Source organism: Enterococcus silesiacus, assembly GCF_001886225.1.
Classification (GTDB): domain Bacteria; phylum Bacillota; class Bacilli; order Lactobacillales; family Enterococcaceae; genus Enterococcus_L; species Enterococcus_L silesiacus.
In genome coordinates this window covers 36,312-55,426 of sequence record NZ_JXLC01000029.1, presented here as the reverse complement: position 1 = coordinate 55,426, position 19,115 = coordinate 36,312, and the positions used below count along the sequence as shown (strand labels likewise).

Here is a 19,115-nt window from a genome sequence, read left to right as displayed (position 1 = left end):
TCAATTTTTCCTATTTTTCAGTCAGAGCTGGACGAGCCCATTACGCTTTTATATTATCTAGCTACACAGGCTAGTCTCTCGGAAAAAAGATAAATAATAAATGAGGCAAGAAGCACCTCAGTTATTATTTCCTATTTTTCAGTCGAGACTAAGCGAGCATGTTACGCTTTTATATTAAGGAGGAACCCCCATGACAATCAGTATCAAAATTCAACCCAATACCTACATTGATTCGGTATCATTAATGGCTTTATCAACAAAAGCGAATCAGTTAGCAGGTGTTGATCAAGCAATTATTGCAATGGCAACAGAGATGAATAAAGAAGTGATGAAAAATGTTGGCTTATATACAGATGAAATTGCCCACGCTCAAACGAGCGATTTAATTATCGCTTTAGATGCTAAAGACGAACAGGATTCAGTCGAATTGATTCGAAAAATCGAAACGCTGATGACAGAGAAAAAAGAAAAGTCTTCTAATCAAACGACTGAAAGCTATACCACGATCGAAACAGCAAAAAAGGCTATTCCGGAAGCAAATTTGGCTGTCATTTCTGTCAATGGACAATATGCCGCTCGTGAAGCAAGAAAAGCATTGAATAATGACCTACATGTAATGATGTTTAGTGACAACGTGAGTGTAGAAGAAGAAATCGAGTTAAAAGATTTAGCCCATGAAAAAGGCTTACTAATGATGGGACCAGATTGTGGAACGGCAATCATCAATAATGTTGGCTTATGTTTTGCGAATAATGTTCGCAAAGGGAGCATAGGGATTATTGGCGCTTCTGGAACAGGGAGTCAAGAAATCAGTGTTCGAATCCACGAGTTTGGCGAAGGCGTTTCTCAATTGATTGGGACCGGCGGACGAGATCTCAGTGAAGCGGTTGGTGGAAAAATGATGCTAGATGCAATTGATGCTCTAGAAGCAGATGAAGAGACCAAAGTGATTGTTTTGATTTCTAAACCACCAGCAAAAGTAGTGGAAGAAAAAATTCTTGCGAGAGTCAGAAAGGCGAATAAACCTATTGTTATCTGGTTCATTGGGAGTGAAACGAGAGAAAATGAAGACGGCATCTATTTTGAAAAAATGTCTAAAGCAGCGGCCTTGAGGGCTGTGACCTTAGCTGGTATCGAGCAAAATAGTTTAGATGTCCATCCCTTAAATCTACCTTTGATCGATGAAGTTCGGGGGAAATTAAATTCAGAACAAAAATACATTCGTGGGTTATTCACAGGTGGAACCCTCTGTGATGAAGCGATGTTTACTGCGAAAGAACGCTTTTCTGACGTGTATAGCAACATCGCAACTGATCAAGAACATCTTTTGCATTTCGGTGACGCAAGTAAAGCACACACTTTTATCGATTTTGGCGCAGATGAATTCACTAACGGTAAACCTCATCCAATGATCGATCCATCTAATCGAATCGCTCGTTTTACAGAAGAAGCAGAAGATCCCACAGTCGGCGTGATTCTAATGGACTTTGTATTAGGATATGGCGCTCATCAAGATCCAGTCGGTGTAATGGTGCCAGCGATGAAAGCAGCAAAGGAAAAAGCCGCTTCACTGGGGCGTCATTTGGAAATTATTGGGTATGTCTTAGGCACAGATTTAGATAAACAAAATATCAATGAACAAGTTGAAAAACTGACGTCGATCGGTGCAACCTATGCCAGCAGCAGCCAAAATGCTGGTTTGCTAGCAAGAGAATTTGTCGTGAAAGGAGCAGAACAATGAGCAAAATCACTGAACTATTTCAAGAAGAATCGGTTATTATCGACCTTGGTATTGAATCATTTCAAGAAGAATTAATCACACAACAGGTTAAAGCAACGTATTTAAATTGGGCCCCTCCCGGTCGAGGCAAAGCCAGTATTCTAGCTGCTTTAGAGAAAATTGAAACACCAGAAAATTTGGAAAAAATCAAAAAAGCGAATGAAGAGGCCGTACATCGTATCATTTCTTCTCAAATTTCGTTGATTGGCTATGATCAAGCAATTAATGTTGTACCAGGGATGACTAAAAATACGATTTTACATGCTGGACCGCCGATTACTTGGGACAAGATGAATGGTCCGATGAAAGGGGCTGTCAAAGGTGCATTGGTTTTTGAAGGGTTAGCGAAAGATTTGGATGATGCTGAAAAAGTTGCTGCATCAGGAGAAATCATATTCTCACCCTGCCATGAACATCAATGTGTCGGCTCAATGGCAGGTGTCACCTCTGCTTCTATGTATATGCATATCGTAGAAAATAAAACTTACGGCAATTTAGCTTTTACCAATTTAAGTGAACAGATGTCAAAAATCCTCAGAATGGGTGCCAATGATGAGAGTGTGATCGAACGCTTGATTTGGATGAGAGATGTTTTTGGTCCGATCTTACGTGATGCGATGAAATTGTGTACAGAAGGAATCGATTTAAAATATATGTTGGCTCAGGCTTTGCATATGGGAGATGAGTGTCATAACCGTAATAATGCAGGAACGACATTACTGATTCAAGCCTTGACACCTTATATCATTCAAACAGATCATTCTATTGAAGAAATGAAGGAAGTCTTTGATTTTGTCGCTAGTAGCGATTATTTCTCAGGACCTACGTGGATGGTAATGTGTAAAGCGGCTCTCGATTCGGCTGTTGGGATTCCATTTAGCACTGTGGTCACGACCATGGCTAGAAACGGAACGGAATTTGGGATTCATATTAGCGGTATCGAAGGAAATCCGTGGTTTGTTGGTCCATCTCAAAAGGTTATTGGCCCGATGTTTGCAGGATACAAACCAGAGGATGCAGGTCTTGATATCGGGGATAGTGCGATAACGGAAACTTATGGTATCGGAGGTTTTGCAATGGCAGCAGCGCCAGCGATCGTAGCATTAGTTGGCGGTACGATTGAAGATGCTTTACGTTTTTCTATGGAGATGCAAGGAATCACGACAGCGGAAAATCCGAATATCACGATTCCTACATTAGATTTTATGGGGATTCCATCAGGGATCGATAGCTTAAAAGTGATACAAACGAATACACTGCCGATCATTAATACCGCCATTGCCCATAAAGAAGCTGGGATCGGAATGATCGGAGCGGGTATCACTCATCCACCGATGGAAGCTTTTGAAAAAGCCATAATTGCGTTTAGTGAACAACTATAACAAGTAGAAAGGAGTAAAATCATGGATACAGTAAAAGTAGATCAAAGTCTGTTCGAAGCGATCAAATCGGGGCAAGTAGAACATATTCAGCGATTATTAAACGAAGGACATGATGTGCTGACGACTGATGAATTGGGACGTTCGCCATTAATGCTGGCGGTTCAGTGTAATCATTTGCCTGTGGTCAAAGCATTGCTGAGTTTTGGTGCAGATGTAAATCAGCGTGATAATACACTACTTACGCCGTTCATTTGTGCTGCTGCTAATGGATTTGATGACATCGTTAGTGAGATTATTCAATCAGGACGAGCGGATTTAGCCTCAGTCAATCGCTTTGGCGGAACAGCGTTGCTTCCATCCAGTGAAAAAGGCTATTTAAGAACAGTTCAGCTGTGCTTGGCCGCAGGTGTTCCAGTCAATCATGTCAATCGTTTAGGTTGGTCAGCATTGTTAGAAGCTGTGATTCTAGGAGATGGGGGATTCTTATATCAAGATGTGATCCGCGAACTCGTTCAGCAGCAAGCAGATATCGCTCAGGTAGACGATACTGGTAAAAATGCTCTGGATTATGCGAAAGTAACAGCTGATGAAGCGTTGGTTGCAATACTAGAGAAACAAGAAGTCGAGGAATCAATCTTTCGTGAGGTACGAAGCTTTTTGAGAAAAGGAGAATTGAACCGGGCTCTTAAGACACTGGCAGCACAAGATCAAACTAATCTAGAGGTATTATACTATTTAGGCTATACGTATCAACGATTAAAAGAGTATCCAACCGCAATTTCTTACTATAGAAAAGGTTGGGAAACGAGCGATCAATTTGCTTTCTATGTCGGAAATAGTTATCGTATGATGGGGGACATAGATCGTGCATTACAAATCTATGATCAAGCCATAATAACAGATAGAAGCTTCTTTTATCGCTATCATAAATCGAATTTATTAAGAGAATTAGGGCGTCATGAAGAAGCAGTCAAAATGATGGATGACTTGTTGGAAGACTATCCTGAACGAGTTGATTTCTACTTTCATAAAGCGAATAGCTTACGTAGTTTGAATCGGCATCAAGAAGCTGTCAAAGCGATGGATCGTGCCATTCAACTCAATCCAGAAAATCCATTATTTTCAGAACACCGTGCACAATCACTTCAGTTAGTAAAAAACTAAAGAAATGTATTGGAGGAAAATACGATGGAATCAGTAGAAAAACAAGTCATCACCGACTCACCGACCTATTCTGCAGAATTATTGCCAAAAACTGGGACAGATAAAAATTGGGGTATTTTTAATTATGTGACTTTATGGATGGGAGCGGTGCATAATATTCTATCTTATATGACTGTAGCGGGCTTTTTCTTACTAGGGTTAAATACCAAACAAGTCTTGGCGGCTGTTATGTTGTCTGCTGTGATCGTTTCGATTTTTTATGTTTTGAATGGTGTTGCATCGGCTAAGTATGGCTTGCCATTTCCGATGTTGCTACGTTCGGTGTTTGGCGTAAAAGGTGCAATCATTCCATCGCTCTGTCGTGGCTTGATTGCAGGGGTTGTTTTCTTTGGAACTCAAAGTGTAGTAAGTGCCCAGTCCTTAGATGTTTTATTTAGTCGGATCTTTCCTAATTATATGAATATTGGCGGTGGTATGACGATTCTAGGGATGCCTGCGCCAACAATGCTGAGCTACTTGCTCGTGTGGTGTGTAACTGTTGCTTTATTCTTAGGTGGGACGAAAGTTTTGGATAAATTTGGTAACTGGTCTTCACCAATTGTTTATGTCTTTATTATTGGAGCGGCTGTTTGGACAATTCAAATTGCTGGTGGTTTTGGTCCAATCTTAGCGTATTCACCTGCCAATGCGACAACTAGTCCGATTGTTTTTATTGCCTGTGTCAGTGCATTGGTTTCTAATTGGGCTGGACCAATCGTTAATATTGGTGATTTTACGCAAAAAGCGAAAACACCGAAAGCGATGATTATTGGCTTGCCACTTGGATTTATTCTTTCTTATATTTTGTTTGCGGTTACATGTGTTGGTTTGATTGCAGGAACTCAAATTGCCTTTGGTGAACCGATTTTTAATATTGTCAATGCCTTTGATAAAATCGATAATACGTTTGCGGTTTTCGTCTTGATCCTAGCCTTGAATATGGGCGCATTAGCCTTCGTAGTGTTCGGTAATTTATTCCCGGCAGGTTTGCAAATGTCATCGTTATTTCCTAAAGTTTTAGATGTGAAAAAAGCGGGCGTTTTAACGGCTATTATTGGTACGATGATTTTACCATGGAAGTTAGTAGAAAATGCATCAACACTATTTTATTTCTATAGTTTTATCGGTTCAATGTTTGGTCCGATTGCAGGCATCATGTTAGCTAGTTTTTATATTGAACATAAACAAGTGATCAAGTTAGAGGATATTTATGTTGAAGACGGTGATCTAGGTGCATTTAAATCAGGCTATAACACAAAAGCCATGATTACCTTAGCGACTAGTTTTGTGATCACGATGTCGGGTGCTTTTTTACAATCCGTTTCATTATTGAAAACAATCAATGACTTTGCGTTCTTTTCAGGATTGATCTTTTCGTTTGTTGTATATAGTGTTTTAAGTAAAGTAATGAAGGGGGAAAAATCATGAATTATATGAAAATGGCAGCAGATGCAACCGTTTTCGGGATGGAAAAGAAGTTTGGCGGACCTTTTGGTGCAACCTTAGTTAGAAATGGCGAAGTGATCGTTTCAGTCAGTAATACGATGATGAGAGACACGGATCCATCAGCACATGCCGAAATGGTTGCAGTGCGTGAAGCCTGTAAAAAGTTAGATACGATGGATTTATCTGACTGCGAAATTTATGCCACTTGTGAACCTTGTCCGATGTGTGTGGGGGCGATTTTATGGGCTGGGATCAAAACAGTTTATTATTCCAATACTAGAGAAGATGCTGCAAAACATGGCTTTTCAGATATGCATTTGCGCAACTATCTAGATGGAACAGATCAGTCACCACTTGCGATGATTCATACTGGAGGATGTCCTGAGTGTGATTCTTTATGGCAAACATTTGCTGAAATCAATTCAAACGGTGCCGAGAAAGTGGGCGGCAAATGAAACGTGTAGTCGTAGCATTAGGTGGAAATGCCATCTTAGAAACAGATCCGACAGCCACAGCACAGAAAAAAATCGTTCAAGATACAGCGGAATCGCTAGCAGACTTATTGACTGATGAAATGGAATTAGTGATTGTTCATGGAAATGGTCCCCAAGTTGGAAACCTCGCATTGCAACAAGCTGAATCAGATTCAGTCGAGAATCCCGCGATGCCTTTAGATACCTGCGTGGCAATGACTGAAGGCAGCATTGGTTATTGGTTAGTCAATGCGCTAACAAATGCATTTGAAAAAAGAAAAATCAAGAGAAATGCGGCAGCGATCATAACTCAAGTTGAAGTGTCACTAAGCGATGAAGGGTTTACCCACCCAAGCAAACCGATCGGCCCCTTTTTGACAGAAGCTGAAGCACAAGCGCGAATGAAGGGCTCAGATGTTTTGTATGTGGAAGATGCGGGACGAGGGTTTCGTAAAGTTGTTCCATCGCCAAAACCGATAACAATCAAAGAGAGTAAAACAATTCAATTACTTTTGGAAAATGGTGTCGTAACAGTTGCAGGAGGCGGTGGCGGGATCCCGGTTGTACGTTCAGAAAACGAGCTAAAAGGAATCGAAGCGGTTATCGATAAAGACCTTGCTGCAGAAAAATTGGCAGAGTTGATTGAAGCAGACACGTTGATTATTTTAACTGGCGTAGCGAATGTATGTGTCAATTATAACCAGCCAAATCAAAAGGCTCTGGAAGCGGTCAGCGTTTCCGAAGTGGAACAATATATCAAGGAAGGACAATTTGCCCCAGGTAGTATGTTGCCAAAAGTTGAGGCAGCGGTTCAATTTGTTAAGAACAAGCCAACGAATAAAGCAGTGATCACATCACTAGATAATCTGAAAAATCTAATGGATGATGGAGCAGGAACGGTCGTTGTCCAAAAAGAGCAGGTTACTGTTCGTTAATATACTGTGACTCGGAAAATTGCCTTTGCCATTGTCATTCGAATTTTATAGGACTGAGACGTAACTCTTCGAGCGATGTCTTAGTCCTTTCGTTGCTTTTTTTATGAGGTTTTACAAGAGTTTGCCACAAAAAAATGAATCCAAGCAACGTATTCTCTAGAATATCGCCTTGTAATCTGCTACAATGATTGAGAAGAATTTTTTTAAGAAGTACCTCTAATCTGGAGGTACTACACTAACGTTTCGATCAGACTTTGCGGTCGAACCTTAAAGAAAGAGGAGAAAATAACATGATAGCAGTAAGCGATCTTAAAGCAGGTATGACTTTTGAACAAGACGGTAAATTAATCCGTGTAATGGAAGCTAGCCACCACAAACCTGGTAAAGGAAATACCGTTATGCGTATGAAATTAAAAGACGTTCGTACAGGAACAACGACGGATACTACCATGCGTCCCGATGACAAAGTAAAAAAAGCATTTATCGAAAATAAACCTGTACAATACCTATACAGCCAAGATGATACAGCCAATTTCATGGATCTAGAAACCTATGAACAATATGAAATTCCAACGTCTGTAATCGAATATGAATTAAAATATCTTCTAGAAAATATGGAAGTTAAAATTCAATTTTACGGATCTGAAGTAATTGGGATCACATTGCCAACAACAGTTGTCTTAAAAGTAAAAGAAACACAACCATCAATCAAAGGCGCAACAGTTTCTGGTTCAGGCAAACCAGCGATCATGGAAACAGGCTTAGTTGTCAATGTTCCTGATTTTATTGAAGCGGATGAGTCATTAGAAATCAATACACAAGAAGGTACGTATTTAAAACGTGCTTCAAAATAATCAATGTAAATGAGCTGGCAGGTAGTAAGTGACCTGCCAGTTTTTTGTTATGCTTATAGTGTACTAATCTTTTCGTAACGACTAAATCTAGTTACCATGGTACAATGAGATATATGTTTTTTACAGTAGAAAGGGAGAGAAATATGGGTTTTTTATTAACATTGTGTCTGGTCTTATTATTCACTAAACTTGCTGGGCATTTTTGTAATCGCGTGGGCATTCCTTCTGTGATCGGAGAATTATTAGTAGGAATTTTAATTGGGCCAGCAATCCTCGGATGGATTAAGCCAGATGATTTTATGCATTATTTTTCTGAAATTGGTGTTATTATTTTAATGTTTATCGCAGGTCTGGAAAGTGATTTGGAATTATTAAAAAAATATTGGCGGCCAGCCTTATCGGTTGCGCTTTTAGGGATTATATTTCCTGCGGCAATGGGTTTTGGTGTAGGAGAGGCTTTTCATTTTTCCGTACAGAATTCAATTTTTTTAGGCGTTTTATTTAGTGCAACATCTGTCAGTATTTCTGTACAAGTGCTAAAGGATCTAAAGAAAATAGATAGTGAAGAAGGCGCAACGATCCTCGGTGCAGCGGTTGTCGATGACATCGTTGTGGTATTGATTTTAGGGATCATGTTGAGTTTGATGAACCGGTCTACGCCAGGTGAAGGTTTACCAATGTGGGAAGTGTTACTGTTGAAGGTCTTCTTTTTTATTGTGATCTTTGCGGCCAGCAAATGGTTGGTACCTTGGTTATTGAATATGAGTAAAAAGTTGATTGCGATTGAAGCTGTTTCAGCTATTTCCTTAGTTATTTGTTTAGGCTTTGCCTATTTTGCAGAAATGCTGGATATGGGTGCGATTATCGGGGCCTTTTTTGCTGGAGTAGCAATTGCGCAGACGGATTATCGTAAGCGCGTAGACGAGAAATTGGAGACGATTGGTTATACCGTATTTATTCCGATGTTTTTTGTTTCTATTGGGTTAAATATGACATTCGCTGGTATGTCTAAACATTTTCTATTTATCATTGTTTTAACTGTAGTTGCAGTATTATCGAAATTACTAGGCGGAGCTTTAGGGGCACGTGTAACTGGATTCAAAGGTATTTCTACGTTGATCATTGGCTCAGGAATGATTTCTAGAGGTGAAATGGCCTTGATCATTGCTCAAGTAGGACTCACCTCAAGTTTCCTTTCAGAAGAGTATTATTCTTCTGTGATCATTGTGATTATTGCGACAACAATCATTGCGCCATTGTTGTTAAAAGCGACGATCATGAAGCAAGAAAAACAACTTCAATACTAGAATAAAAAAACAGTTTCCACTAAAGCTGAATGAAATATGCTTTGGTAGAAACTGTTTTATTTTAGTGAATAGCTCCCATTAATTTTTTGATTGGATTTTTAGACAAAATTAAAATAATACCAGTAATAACAGCAACCATTCCTACGATTCCAAAGTACGCTGCTTCTGTTTGGGGAGTGTAGAATCTTGCAATTTGAGCATTGATTGCTTGTCCAGCCGCATCTGCTAAGAGCCAAATTGCGACTGTTTGTGATTCAAAAGCTCTAGGGGCAAGCTTTGTAGTAATCGATAGACCAACTGGAGAAATACACATTTCGCCAACGATCATAATGAAAAAGCTAAAGAATAACCACAAAGGACTAACTTTTACATCGGTGCCGTATAGTAAGCCTGGCAGCATTAAAAGCATAAAAGAAAGACCAGCAAAGACTAACCCTAATGAAAATTTGACAACGGTCGAAGGTTGTCTTCTTCCTAATTTGGTCCATAAAGTAACGAAGATAGGTGTTAAAAAAACGACGAAAATTGGGTTTAATGATTGGAACCAACTTGGTGCAATCGATAGACCAAATAACGTATCATTCGTCCGTTCATTCGCAAATAATGCCAAAATAGAAGAACCTTGTTCTTCGAGTGACCAAAAAACGATTCCAGCTAGGAATAACGGAATATAACCAAGCACTCTAGGTTTTTCTTCGTCGGTTACGTTTTTAGAAGTCAGCATCTTAATAAAATAGTAAACAGGTAATAGAATGCCAAGCCAACTCACGCTATTGATAAAGAAACTAATCGTTAAATGACCTAAAATAAATGCACCACCAAAAAGAGCAATCACAAAAATTAGAACGATTAATAATGAACGGATGAATTTTTTTCGTTCTTCGATACCAATCGGATTCGTTGGTTTTAAGCCGATACTTGCTAATGATTTTTTTCCTTGTAAGTAATATTGCACTAAGCCGAAAAACATACCGAACGCAGCTACAGAGAAGCCGACATGATAGTTATAGGTCTGGCCTAATGTTCCGACGATAAATGGGGCCAATAGTGCGCCCATGTTGATTCCCATGTAGAAAATGGAAAACCCCGCATCACGGCGTGTATCTGTTTTTGAATAAAGATGTCCGACCATACCAGAGACATTTGGTTTTAACATCCCTGTACCGATTACGATCAGCAAAATAGAAAGGAATAATGCTGAGATCCCAAACGGTGTCGCCAAAACGATATGCCCGACCATGATGAACACTCCGCCTAAGAAGACTGTTTTTCTTGCTCCTAGAACGCGATCAGAAATCCAACCACCGACAATACTGGACATAAAAACTAGAGATCCATAAATCGACATGATCGCTAAAGCAGTTTCTTTTGGTAAAGCTAACCCACCGTTTGCAACTGTATCATAGATATAATACAGTAAAATGGCCCGCATACCGTAATAACTAAATCGTTCCCACATCTCCGTAAAGAAGAGTGTAGACAATCCCTTTGGCTGACCCAAAAATGACTTGTCTAACTGCTGCTCGTCCATAAAAAATAACCTCAATTCTTTTTAATATTCAGAAAATTTATTTAATCTAGTATTTCTGAAAAAAGTATATTGAGTAATTGTATACTGTTACTCTTTTAAATATCATAAATTTCCATGGATAGAGTATAAGAAAAAAAGGGTTTATATTCATTTTTATTTCATATTTAATATGAAATAGGTATAATTTGCAATAAATATTTCAGAAAAGAAAAGAGGGGTTTTTTGGGAAAAACAACAGAAAGGCAACAAGAGTGGGTAGCGCTCAAGTATTTGATTTTATCAAAATCTCAATCAGATTATAGAATGATTGGGAAATTATGTGCAGATAATGAATGGGATGAAGAGAAAGAACAACAATTTCGAAGCTATCTACAACACGCATTAGCTGAACCGCCTAAAAAAGGCAATCTTCTAAACGCGTATCAACATGTTTGGGGATATTTTAAACATAAAGCGACAAAGGTAGAGCGAGAAAAGTATGAAGAATTGATCAAAACATTTTCATTGGAGCAAGATGAATTAGCGCCTTTTTTAAAAGAATTAACGTTAAACTATCAAGAACAATATCTATTACAGTCAAGATTACTCTTTCCTAAAGAAGAGCAATAACTGAATAACTAAAAAAAGGTGATCCAAACAATATACGAATACTTTTATATCACCGTTTATGCAGATTTAGAGCGTGAAACAAAACGGATCTTTAGTTTTGTTCCACGCTCTTGGTTTTATTTTGAGAGGTAAGTTCCAATCGGCTTTTGATAGTTCTCCCAATTATTGTTGCCTTCATTGAAATAGTTGGCTAAAAGAAAACCGATATAAGGTCCAGTTGTCAGGCCTGAGGAACCTAAGCCACTGGCTACGACAGCCGTGGGATTATCCGGTAAATAATTGAAAAAAGGCGCAAAATCGGATGTATAAGCACGAGTTCCTACGCGATAGGCAGCGGGATAGGTGTCAAAAAAAGTCGATTCAGCTAGAAAAGGAACTGTTTTTTCTTTTAGTAGAGAAAAAGCTTCTTTTGTTGGTGTTAAATCAAAGCCACCTTCATTTTCATGTGTTGCGCCCACCAGAATCTGTCCATCTTCAAAAGGAATCAAATCACTTTCGCCATCCAACATTGCAACCGGCCAACTGCCGCTGTTTTTGAAGGATGTTTCAAATGCTAATAGTTGTCCTTTTTGTGCTCTAATATCGGTTGTGTAACCTAGAGGTTCTAACAATGAAGGTAATCCTGGTCCAGCACATAGAGCAACCGCATCAAATTGCTCTGTTTCGTCAGAGGTCTGAACAAGCCATTGATCATGTATCCGACTGAGCTTCGCTGTATCAGTTTTTATGGTGATCATTTTTGTTAGTGCCCGTTGCCTTAATGTTTCTAAGTAGCTCGCACCATCTAATTTCCCGCCGCCTGTGATAAATAAGGCAGGTTGGGCTTGTAATAAAGGCAGCTTTTCTGTGACTTGTTCTGCCGTCAATAACTGGATATTTCCAATTTCAGGTGCGCTCTGTTTTCTTTCTTCTGCAAGTTGCATAAGCGACCCAAGATCTCCATCTTTTCGCAAGATCAGAGTACCGGTCTGTTGATAAACTGTATGAGGTAAAGAGAAGTCCTGAACTAATTTAGGGTAAAATGCGGCTCCGTCTTTCGCTAGTTGATACCATTTTTTATTGCGGCGTTTTGAAAGCCAAGGTGAGATGATGCCAGCGCTAGCTTTAGTAGCTTGTCCAACAGGATTATCAAACACTGTTACATTATATTTGGTTAAATCAAGGTAGTTGGCGAGGGTCAAACCGATGATTCCGCCGCCGATGATTGCTAATTTTTTCATGGATAACTCCTTTTATTTCCTTATAAAATCAAGTAATTCATTTTCACATAAGTTTGTAGCGGATGCAAGAAATTTTGTGGGTTGAACGAGTCCCACTTCATAAAAGTGTGTTTTTAGAAAAATAAAATTTGGTAAAAGAATAACATGAATTTAATGAGAAAACACTTATTTTTATGGTATGATAATGAGTGTTATATTTTTAAAAATTCCAATCATATAGGAGGTTACTAAATGAAAAATACAACTTTAGGGTATTTGTTAACTGCAGCAAGCTGTATCATTTTACTTAGCGGATGTGGTGCTAGTAATGAAAAGACTGGCGAAACCAATCAAAAATCAGCAAAAAATGAACAGACATTTTCAGTTGTTGCCAAACAAGAAATTCCATCAATCGACGCATCTGTCACAAATGATGTTGTCGGCTGGGGTGTTCTGAAAAATACAGGTGAAGGGTTATTCCGTTCAGATAAAAAAGGGAAACTGATTCCAGCAGGTGCGGCGGAAATGCCTAAAATCAGTGAAGATGGTCTGACCTATACGTTTAAATTACGGGAAGATGCTGTCTGGTCAAATGGCGATCCTGTTGTCGCACAAGATTATGTGTACGGTTGGCAGCGGACAGTTGAACCAAAAACGGCTTCAGAAGTGTCTTATTTGTTTGAACCAATCAAAAATTATCAAGCAATCATGGATGGTAAGATACCAGCAAAAGAGCTAGAGGTCAAAGCATTGGGCGATCATGAATTGGAAGTGACATTGGAATCACCCGTGCCATATATGGAATCGTTACTTTCATTACCACCCTTTTTCCCGCAAAATGAAAAAACAATCAGCGAAAATGGCGAAAAATATGCTAGCTCAAGTGACCATATGGTGTACAATGGTCCGTTTGTATTGAGTGAGTTTGATGGTGCTGGAACTGATACAAAATGGGCGTATTTAAAAAATGAGAAATATTGGGATCAAGACAATGTCACGATGGCAAAGATCAATTTTGATGTCGTGAAAGAAGATGCGACGGCATTGAATCTATTTCAAGATGGTCAAACAGATGACATCGTTGTAACGGGTGAACTAGCTCAGCAAATGGTAGATGATCCGGCCTTCTTTTCACAAGACATGTCAAATGCGACGTATGTAGAATACAATCAAGCCAAAAAAGAATTTCAAAATGAACATCTCAGAAAAGCAATTTCTTACGCTTTAGATCGTCAAACGTTAGTTGATCAAGTCTTAGGTGATGGATCGATCGCAGCCACAGGATTAGTACCGAAAAACATGTCATTTAATCCAGAAACAGAAGCTGATTTTGTAAAAGATTCTGGGAATCATTTGAAATATGATCCAGAAAAGGCCAAAGAATACTGGGCAAAAGCTAAAACAGAATTAGGGATTGATAGCCTTAAAATTAATTTACTGTCGTCAGATGCTGATTCTGCTAAAAAAGTGGTAGAATACATGCAAGGAGCAATTCAAGGAACCTTGAAAGGCGTGACAGTCGAAGTTTCATCTGTACCGCTTTCCGTTCGTTTAGAACGTGGGAATAAAGGCGATTTTGATATGATTTTAGTGGGCTGGGGTGCAGAATACAACGATCCGAGTGTGTTTCTAGAATTATTTGCATCAGATAATATCAATAATAGTGGTAAATATACGAACAAAGAATTTGATCAATACTTGAAAGCCTCTGCTACAACGAATGCTAGTGATCCAAAAGCTCGTTGGAATGATTTGATTGAAGCGGAAGATGTTTTAATGAATACGATGGGTGTTTGCCCAGTCTATCAAAAGGCTGAAGCACATTTACGTAATCCAAAAGTCAAAGGGATAGTACCATCTGGTCCGGAATATGATTATAAATGGACATCCATTGAAAAGTAACTGAACGTAGAAAAGGTGGGAATTAAATGATTCATCGCTATATAGAAGTAACAGGATCAGCATTTGAACGGGGAGTCAAGATCGGCGAAGTGTTAAAAATGCAAATCGAAACAAACTTATCCAGTCAAAAATTATTTTATAAAGATCCAGCAGATATCATGGCTAAATGGTTAACAAAAGCACAGACATATCTTAAATTTACAGAAAAATTTGCACCAGATGTAGTCGCTGAAATGCGGGGTGTTGCTAAAGGAAGCGGATTGGATTTTCAAGAGATTTTGTATCTCTATACTGTTTATGAGCGCTCTTTTTTTGACGAATTGATCAGCGATAAATGTACCTCATTTGCAGCGAAAGGGAATGCCACCTTTGATGGTTCCGTGATTTGTGGGCAAACTAATGATGAACGTCTGGATGAATATCGTTCAGAGGTTGATTGTGTTGTGCATCATCGTGATAGCGAATCTGATTTTGAATCATTGATTTATAGCCATCCGGGTATTCCAGCTTATATGGGAATGAATAATTATGGCTTAGCTGTGATGTGGACGTATATCGATAATGGTCAGCGCAAAGAGGGCGTTCCAACAGCAGGAATTATTAGAGAACTGATCAATAAGAAAAGTTTAAAAGAAGCACGGGATTATCTTTATAGTGTCCCTCATGCAGTGCCGAATCAATTTAGTTTATCCCATGCGACAGAAGGGATTGCCAGTTTTGAATGTTTTCCAAATAAGATTTATGAACACGAGCCAGCAGATGTGATGATCCATGCGAATCATAATAGTATTGCGTTAGAAGAACCAGAGGAAGGTGGCTCTAAAACCTCTCATTCTCGTTTTGAGGCGATGGAAGCGATCGTTAGTGAAAATTATGGCATCATTGATGCAGGCTTAGGGAAACAATTTCTAGCCAATCATCGTAATTTTCCAAAAAGTGTCTGCAATCATCCATCACCAGAACATCCATTATCAAAATCATTAGCTTCGATGGTTTTTGATTTAGGCAAAGGCGAAATGCATTTAGCCTTTGGAAATGCTTGTGAGCAGCCATTTCATACGTATCGATTCAAACAATGGTTTGGATAATCAAAGAGGTCAAGACAAAAGCTTATTTCCGAAGCCTTCAACTCTTAGTGCTTTAGCACTTAGAATTTGATGTGATCGAAGCGGAGCGTAGTAGCTGCTCTTTTCTCGCCGTTTATTCAGATTTAGAGCCTGAGATAAAACTGATTTTTAGTTTTGTTTCAGGCTCTTTTTTTTACTTTTCTTCTTCAAATCTGTCAATAATCGTGCTAGGTGTATCAATAACCCAGCGTAATCAGCTTCTTTAGGTTTTCTGCGGCCATACAAAGTTTGCTCATACAATTCAGTCAGCTGAATAAAACTACCGTGAAATTGCGAATAATTATGTTCAAATCGTTTCGCATAAATAGTTAAAGGTTCATTGGCTTGGCGACACAAAATATGCTCTGCTTTGCGTAATAATATAGTATAGGCTTTGCCAAACTGCCTAGGATGAACGTTTAGATACAAACTGAATCGAAGTAAGAAAAAGTATTTTTTCAAAAAGAAACTGCAGATCGCAAGTAAAACAATCAGTAAAAGCGATACGATATTGCGTAAAACTGGCCGCCATTGATTTAGTATAGAATCCTGTGTATCTTCTTTAGTTGAACTTTCTGGGCTGCTTGACGTAATTGCTGTCGTTTCTTTTGATTCAGTAGGAGTACTTGTTTCAGTGTTGGTGTTTGCAATCGTGTTTTCTGTTGTGGAATTGTGGGTAACTGCAGGCTGACTAACATCATTTGTAAAACTAGGCGTCGGTTCAAAAGGAATCCAACCATACCCTTCAAAATAAACTTCTGGCCAAGAGTGAGCATCGCTATTTCTAACGGTATATTCTTGATAGTCCGAGTTATTGTTACTCGTAATCTCACCAGGAGCGAATCCTTTGGCCCAACGACTGGAAATACCAATCGAGCGAAGTAAAATCGTCATGGCACTGGAGAAATTATCACAGTAACCGATCTTTGACTCAAAAAGAAAATAATCTACGTAATCTTCATTTTGTGGTGTAAAAGGGGTATCCGTTTTTGAGTAGCGATAATCACCATCATCTTTTAAATAACGTTCAATCGCTTTGACCTTACCATAAAGTGTTTCCTGGTTTTCCGTTAATGAAAGAGCTAATTCGTGAACCCGTTTTGGTGTAGTCATAGGGACTTGGGTCATTGGCGCATCTTGAGAAACCCGATAAGGAACCTGCTGTAGTACTTCTGGTGTAAAACTAGGCTTTTGCCACGTGAGCTTTATAGTGTCAGGGGCAGCCAAAAGATTGATCCGCTGTTTATCTTTGATGTGTCCTGTTTGGCCAACCTCACTAACTGGAATTGAGACTTGGCCATAAGGATAAGGTAAATATTCTTTTTGATTGTTGAATGATAATGTAATTGTAGTTTCAGCACCCGTTGTGTCTTGATATTCTGGATTGGTTGAAATGGTTAGAAGCGGTTCATTAGAAATAGAAACAGCTTCTGACGTATTTTTCCACCCTTTTCCAGTGAAATAATTCTTCGTTTCTACCCGCCAATAATGTTCGCTTGTTTGTTTTGCTGTAAAAAGAATCATTTGATTATCTGACATGGGACCACCTAATTGTTTATCGTTATCACTAAAACCCGATTTCGAAAGACCATTCGAACCATAGGCCTCAATTTGTTGATAAATCCCTTGCTGATTCACATAATTACGAATGTTTGCAGTTTGTGTAAATAAAAAATTCTGGGATTGAGGCAATACAATAGGAAAAAAATAAGAACCTCCTGCAAGCAAAAATAAAACAAAACCACTTAATAGGAACAATGTGCTTTTTTCTTTTCCAACGAGCGTCCGTGCAGTCTGCTTCAATCCATAAAATAGAATCGCAAAACTCGTGATCAAAATTACCTGAACACCTAAATTTAGATGATTAAAAACCGACAGCATAAGCAAATAAGTAATGAGTAGCAAACATCCGAATGTCCAACGTTCGTAAAGAATAAAAAGAACGCTTAATAGGAGCAATAAAAATAAAATAATAGACAAAGCAAAATAATCAGGTAGATAATTGATTTCACCACTGAGCATTTTCGGATAAGTCTGCAGTATTTTCTGTAAAAAGCTGCCAAGCCAGGTAAATCCAAACAGATGCCCCGATGGGAAATAATAATAGAGCGTAAATAAGTAACTAAGAAAATAAAATGGAAAAATAATTAGATGATTCTTGAAAAGCAAGGTCATAAAACAAACAGAGGCTAACATTCCAATAAAAAAAAGTGTGTTCGCTGGGGCTAAATCATAGACTTTTAAAAAAGGTAGACTAGCAGTTGTTAGTATAAAAAAACTCAGAAGTGCAAAGGGCCATTTCCCTTTTATTCTATTTACCAAGAATAGGACCTCCTATATGGATAGCGCTGACTTGATCATTCCACTGTAGACAGAGCGTTCCATCAATAAATGTGATCAAAAAAATCTCATTTTTCTGCTTTAAATCATTTAGTTGTTCAGACAGCTGATCGGTTTTATTTGGAGTGAAAATCACTAATTTTTTATTGGAAAAAGCAGGTACATAACATTCTTTTGACAACGGAGTTACCGCCGCTAGTGCATATTCTTTTGGTATAGCATCAGGAATCTCAGCGAGAATCGTTTGCTGAAAAGCCAATTTAGTTTCAACTAAACGGATAAATGAATAGTAAATAGAAAGAAGCTCTTCAAAGTTTTCATGGGATAGACCATAAAATACGAAATGAGTCTCTGATTCCATCTCATGCTCATATTCTTTAATAATCAATTCATTCCTTTTACCAGATTGTTTCCAGTCAACGGAGTTTAATGAATCTCCTGCCTGATATTGACGGAAATTACGAACTGAGAATGTCTGGTTACCAAAAGAGGAAGTGAAATTTGGCATAGATTTCAGTAATTGCTGGTAAATCAGCTCCGCTAAATCCAATTGTAGTGTAGGCATGATCACGAATGGTCCTGTTACTGCTAGTTCTGACTGCTTAGAGAACAAGTGGAACAAATCAGTACTACTCAGCACAAATGAGAGCCGCTGGAAGATTCCTCTTTGTACAGGATTCCATTCAAAAGTCACTTCCCTTTTCTGCCCTGAATAAAGTGAGAGGTATTCTTTTTTGGTGAATGAATTATTTTTGAGATTAATCATCAGTAGGGGAATTTTCAGTAAAGTTGGACGATAACGAAAAATTTCCATTTTGATGTTATTCGGGCGGTTTGCTTCATAAATTGTGCTCTCAGTTAATTGAATCTGGATTTTACTTAAGGATGGAATCATTGTGAGAAAATCTGATAACAATAAAAACGTCAAAAAGAAAAAGAATAGCCAACCTGTTGACGTATTAAAAATGATCGTATACAGAAAAACTGCAACATAAAAAATAGAAATACCTAGAGTTCGTATAAAGTTATTGAGCATGTATCGTTTCAT

15 protein-coding genes are annotated in these 19,115 nt (G+C 38.5%); 11 read left to right on the top strand and 4 right to left on the bottom strand.

The window, feature by feature from the left end; translation table 11 throughout:
* Positions 1-190 precede the first annotated feature (190 nt).
* From fdrA to RV15_RS15905, 8 genes are all read left to right on the top strand, one after another.
* Complete coding sequence (gene fdrA / locus RV15_RS15940) at positions 191-1,741, top strand: acyl-CoA synthetase FdrA (protein WP_071879000.1); 1,551 nt, start codon at positions 191-193, stop codon at positions 1,739-1,741.
* Positions 1,738-3,162, top strand: coding sequence for a YlbE family protein (locus RV15_RS15935; RefSeq protein ID WP_071878999.1), 1,425 nt, complete (start codon positions 1,738-1,740; stop codon positions 3,160-3,162). The genes fdrA and RV15_RS15935 overlap by 4 nt, the downstream gene beginning before the upstream one ends.
* Before the next feature lie 21 nt (positions 3,163-3,183).
* Positions 3,184-4,326 (top strand): ankyrin repeat domain-containing protein, encoded by a 1,143-nt coding sequence (locus tag RV15_RS15930; protein ID WP_071878998.1) that lies wholly within the window; start codon positions 3,184-3,186, stop codon positions 4,324-4,326.
* A gap of 24 nt (positions 4,327-4,350) precedes the next feature.
* On the top strand, positions 4,351-5,793 hold the full coding sequence (locus tag RV15_RS15925) for a cytosine permease (protein ID WP_071878997.1): 1,443 nt from the start codon (positions 4,351-4,353) through the stop codon (positions 5,791-5,793).
* Positions 5,790-6,266 (top strand): nucleoside deaminase, encoded by a 477-nt coding sequence (locus RV15_RS15920; protein WP_071878996.1) that lies wholly within the window; start codon positions 5,790-5,792, stop codon positions 6,264-6,266. The genes RV15_RS15925 and RV15_RS15920 overlap by 4 nt, the downstream gene beginning before the upstream one ends.
* Entirely contained in the window at positions 6,263-7,219 is a 957-nt protein-coding gene (gene arcC / locus RV15_RS15915; protein WP_071878995.1) for a carbamate kinase, read from the top strand. The genes RV15_RS15920 and arcC overlap by 4 nt, the downstream gene beginning before the upstream one ends.
* Positions 7,220-7,509: 290 nt before the next feature.
* Positions 7,510-8,073 carry an elongation factor P gene (efp, locus tag RV15_RS15910; protein WP_071878994.1) on the top strand — a complete coding sequence of 188 codons (564 nt, stop codon included), beginning with the start codon at positions 7,510-7,512 and terminating at the stop codon, positions 8,071-8,073.
* Between the two features lie 143 nt (positions 8,074-8,216).
* Positions 8,217-9,380, top strand: coding sequence for a cation:proton antiporter (locus RV15_RS15905; protein WP_071878993.1), 1,164 nt, complete (start codon positions 8,217-8,219; stop codon positions 9,378-9,380).
* Between the two features lie 61 nt (positions 9,381-9,441).
* Here the strand turns inward: RV15_RS15905 and RV15_RS15900 are convergent, their stop codons facing one another.
* Positions 9,442-10,911, bottom strand: a complete 1,470-nt coding sequence (locus tag RV15_RS15900; RefSeq protein ID WP_071878992.1) for a peptide MFS transporter — start codon at positions 10,909-10,911, stop codon at positions 9,442-9,444.
* A 222-nt stretch (positions 10,912-11,133) separates the two neighbouring features.
* Here RV15_RS15900 and RV15_RS15895 point away from each other — a divergent pair, with 222 nt between their 5' ends.
* Positions 11,134-11,520: a YbgA family protein gene (locus RV15_RS15895; protein ID WP_071878991.1), complete on the top strand. Its 387-nt coding sequence runs from the start codon at positions 11,134-11,136 to the stop codon at positions 11,518-11,520.
* Positions 11,521-11,636: 116 nt separating this feature from the next.
* On the opposite strand, the gene RV15_RS15890 is transcribed toward RV15_RS15895, so the two are convergent.
* Entirely contained in the window at positions 11,637-12,740 is a 1,104-nt protein-coding gene (locus RV15_RS15890; RefSeq protein WP_071878990.1) for an NAD(P)/FAD-dependent oxidoreductase, read from the bottom strand.
* Between the two features lie 231 nt (positions 12,741-12,971).
* Between RV15_RS15890 and RV15_RS15885 the strand changes: the two genes are divergently transcribed.
* Together RV15_RS15885 and RV15_RS15880 are read left to right on the top strand one after the other, a co-directional pair.
* A complete protein-coding gene (locus RV15_RS15885; RefSeq protein WP_071878989.1) occupies positions 12,972-14,621 on the top strand; it encodes a peptide ABC transporter substrate-binding protein in 1,650 nt (549 codons plus the stop codon).
* Between the two features lie 26 nt (positions 14,622-14,647).
* On the top strand, positions 14,648-15,709 hold the full coding sequence (locus RV15_RS15880; protein WP_071878988.1) for a C45 family autoproteolytic acyltransferase/hydrolase: 1,062 nt from the start codon (positions 14,648-14,650) through the stop codon (positions 15,707-15,709).
* A gap of 147 nt (positions 15,710-15,856) precedes the next feature.
* Here the strand turns inward: RV15_RS15880 and RV15_RS15875 are convergent, their stop codons facing one another.
* Both RV15_RS15875 and RV15_RS15870 read right to left on the bottom strand, forming a co-directional pair.
* Positions 15,857-18,049 (bottom strand): DUF4129 domain-containing transglutaminase family protein, encoded by a 2,193-nt coding sequence (locus tag RV15_RS15875; RefSeq protein ID WP_071878987.1) that lies wholly within the window; start codon positions 18,047-18,049, stop codon positions 15,857-15,859.
* Positions 18,039-19,115 (bottom strand): DUF58 domain-containing protein, encoded by a 1,077-nt coding sequence (locus tag RV15_RS15870; protein ID WP_071878986.1) that lies wholly within the window; start codon positions 19,113-19,115, stop codon positions 18,039-18,041. Before RV15_RS15870 ends, RV15_RS15875 begins: the two co-directional genes overlap by 11 nt.

Bases quoted from the DNA above. Each gene is read 5' to 3' on its own strand.
- fdrA (WP_071879000.1), top strand. From the start codon at position 191: ATGACAATCAGTATCAAAATTCAACCCAATACCTACATTGATTCGGTA.
- RV15_RS15935 (WP_071878999.1), top strand. From the start codon at position 1,738: ATGAGCAAAATCACTGAACTATTTCAAGAAGAATCGGTTATTATCGAC.
- RV15_RS15930 (WP_071878998.1), top strand. From the start codon at position 3,184: ATGGATACAGTAAAAGTAGATCAAAGTCTGTTCGAAGCGATCAAATCG.
- RV15_RS15925 (WP_071878997.1), top strand. From the start codon at position 4,351: ATGGAATCAGTAGAAAAACAAGTCATCACCGACTCACCGACCTATTCT.
- RV15_RS15920 (WP_071878996.1), top strand. From the start codon at position 5,790: ATGAATTATATGAAAATGGCAGCAGATGCAACCGTTTTCGGGATGGAA.
- arcC (WP_071878995.1), top strand. From the start codon at position 6,263: ATGAAACGTGTAGTCGTAGCATTAGGTGGAAATGCCATCTTAGAAACA.
- efp (WP_071878994.1), top strand. From the start codon at position 7,510: ATGATAGCAGTAAGCGATCTTAAAGCAGGTATGACTTTTGAACAAGAC.
- RV15_RS15905 (WP_071878993.1), top strand. From the start codon at position 8,217: ATGGGTTTTTTATTAACATTGTGTCTGGTCTTATTATTCACTAAACTT.
- RV15_RS15900 (WP_071878992.1), bottom strand. From the start codon at position 10,911: ATGGACGAGCAGCAGTTAGACAAGTCATTTTTGGGTCAGCCAAAGGGA.
- RV15_RS15890 (WP_071878990.1), bottom strand. From the start codon at position 12,740: ATGAAAAAATTAGCAATCATCGGCGGCGGAATCATCGGTTTGACCCTC.
- RV15_RS15885 (WP_071878989.1), top strand. From the start codon at position 12,972: ATGAAAAATACAACTTTAGGGTATTTGTTAACTGCAGCAAGCTGTATC.
- RV15_RS15880 (WP_071878988.1), top strand. From the start codon at position 14,648: ATGATTCATCGCTATATAGAAGTAACAGGATCAGCATTTGAACGGGGA.
- RV15_RS15870 (WP_071878986.1), bottom strand. From the start codon at position 19,115: ATGAAACGATACATGCTCAATAACTTTATACGAACTCTAGGTATTTCT.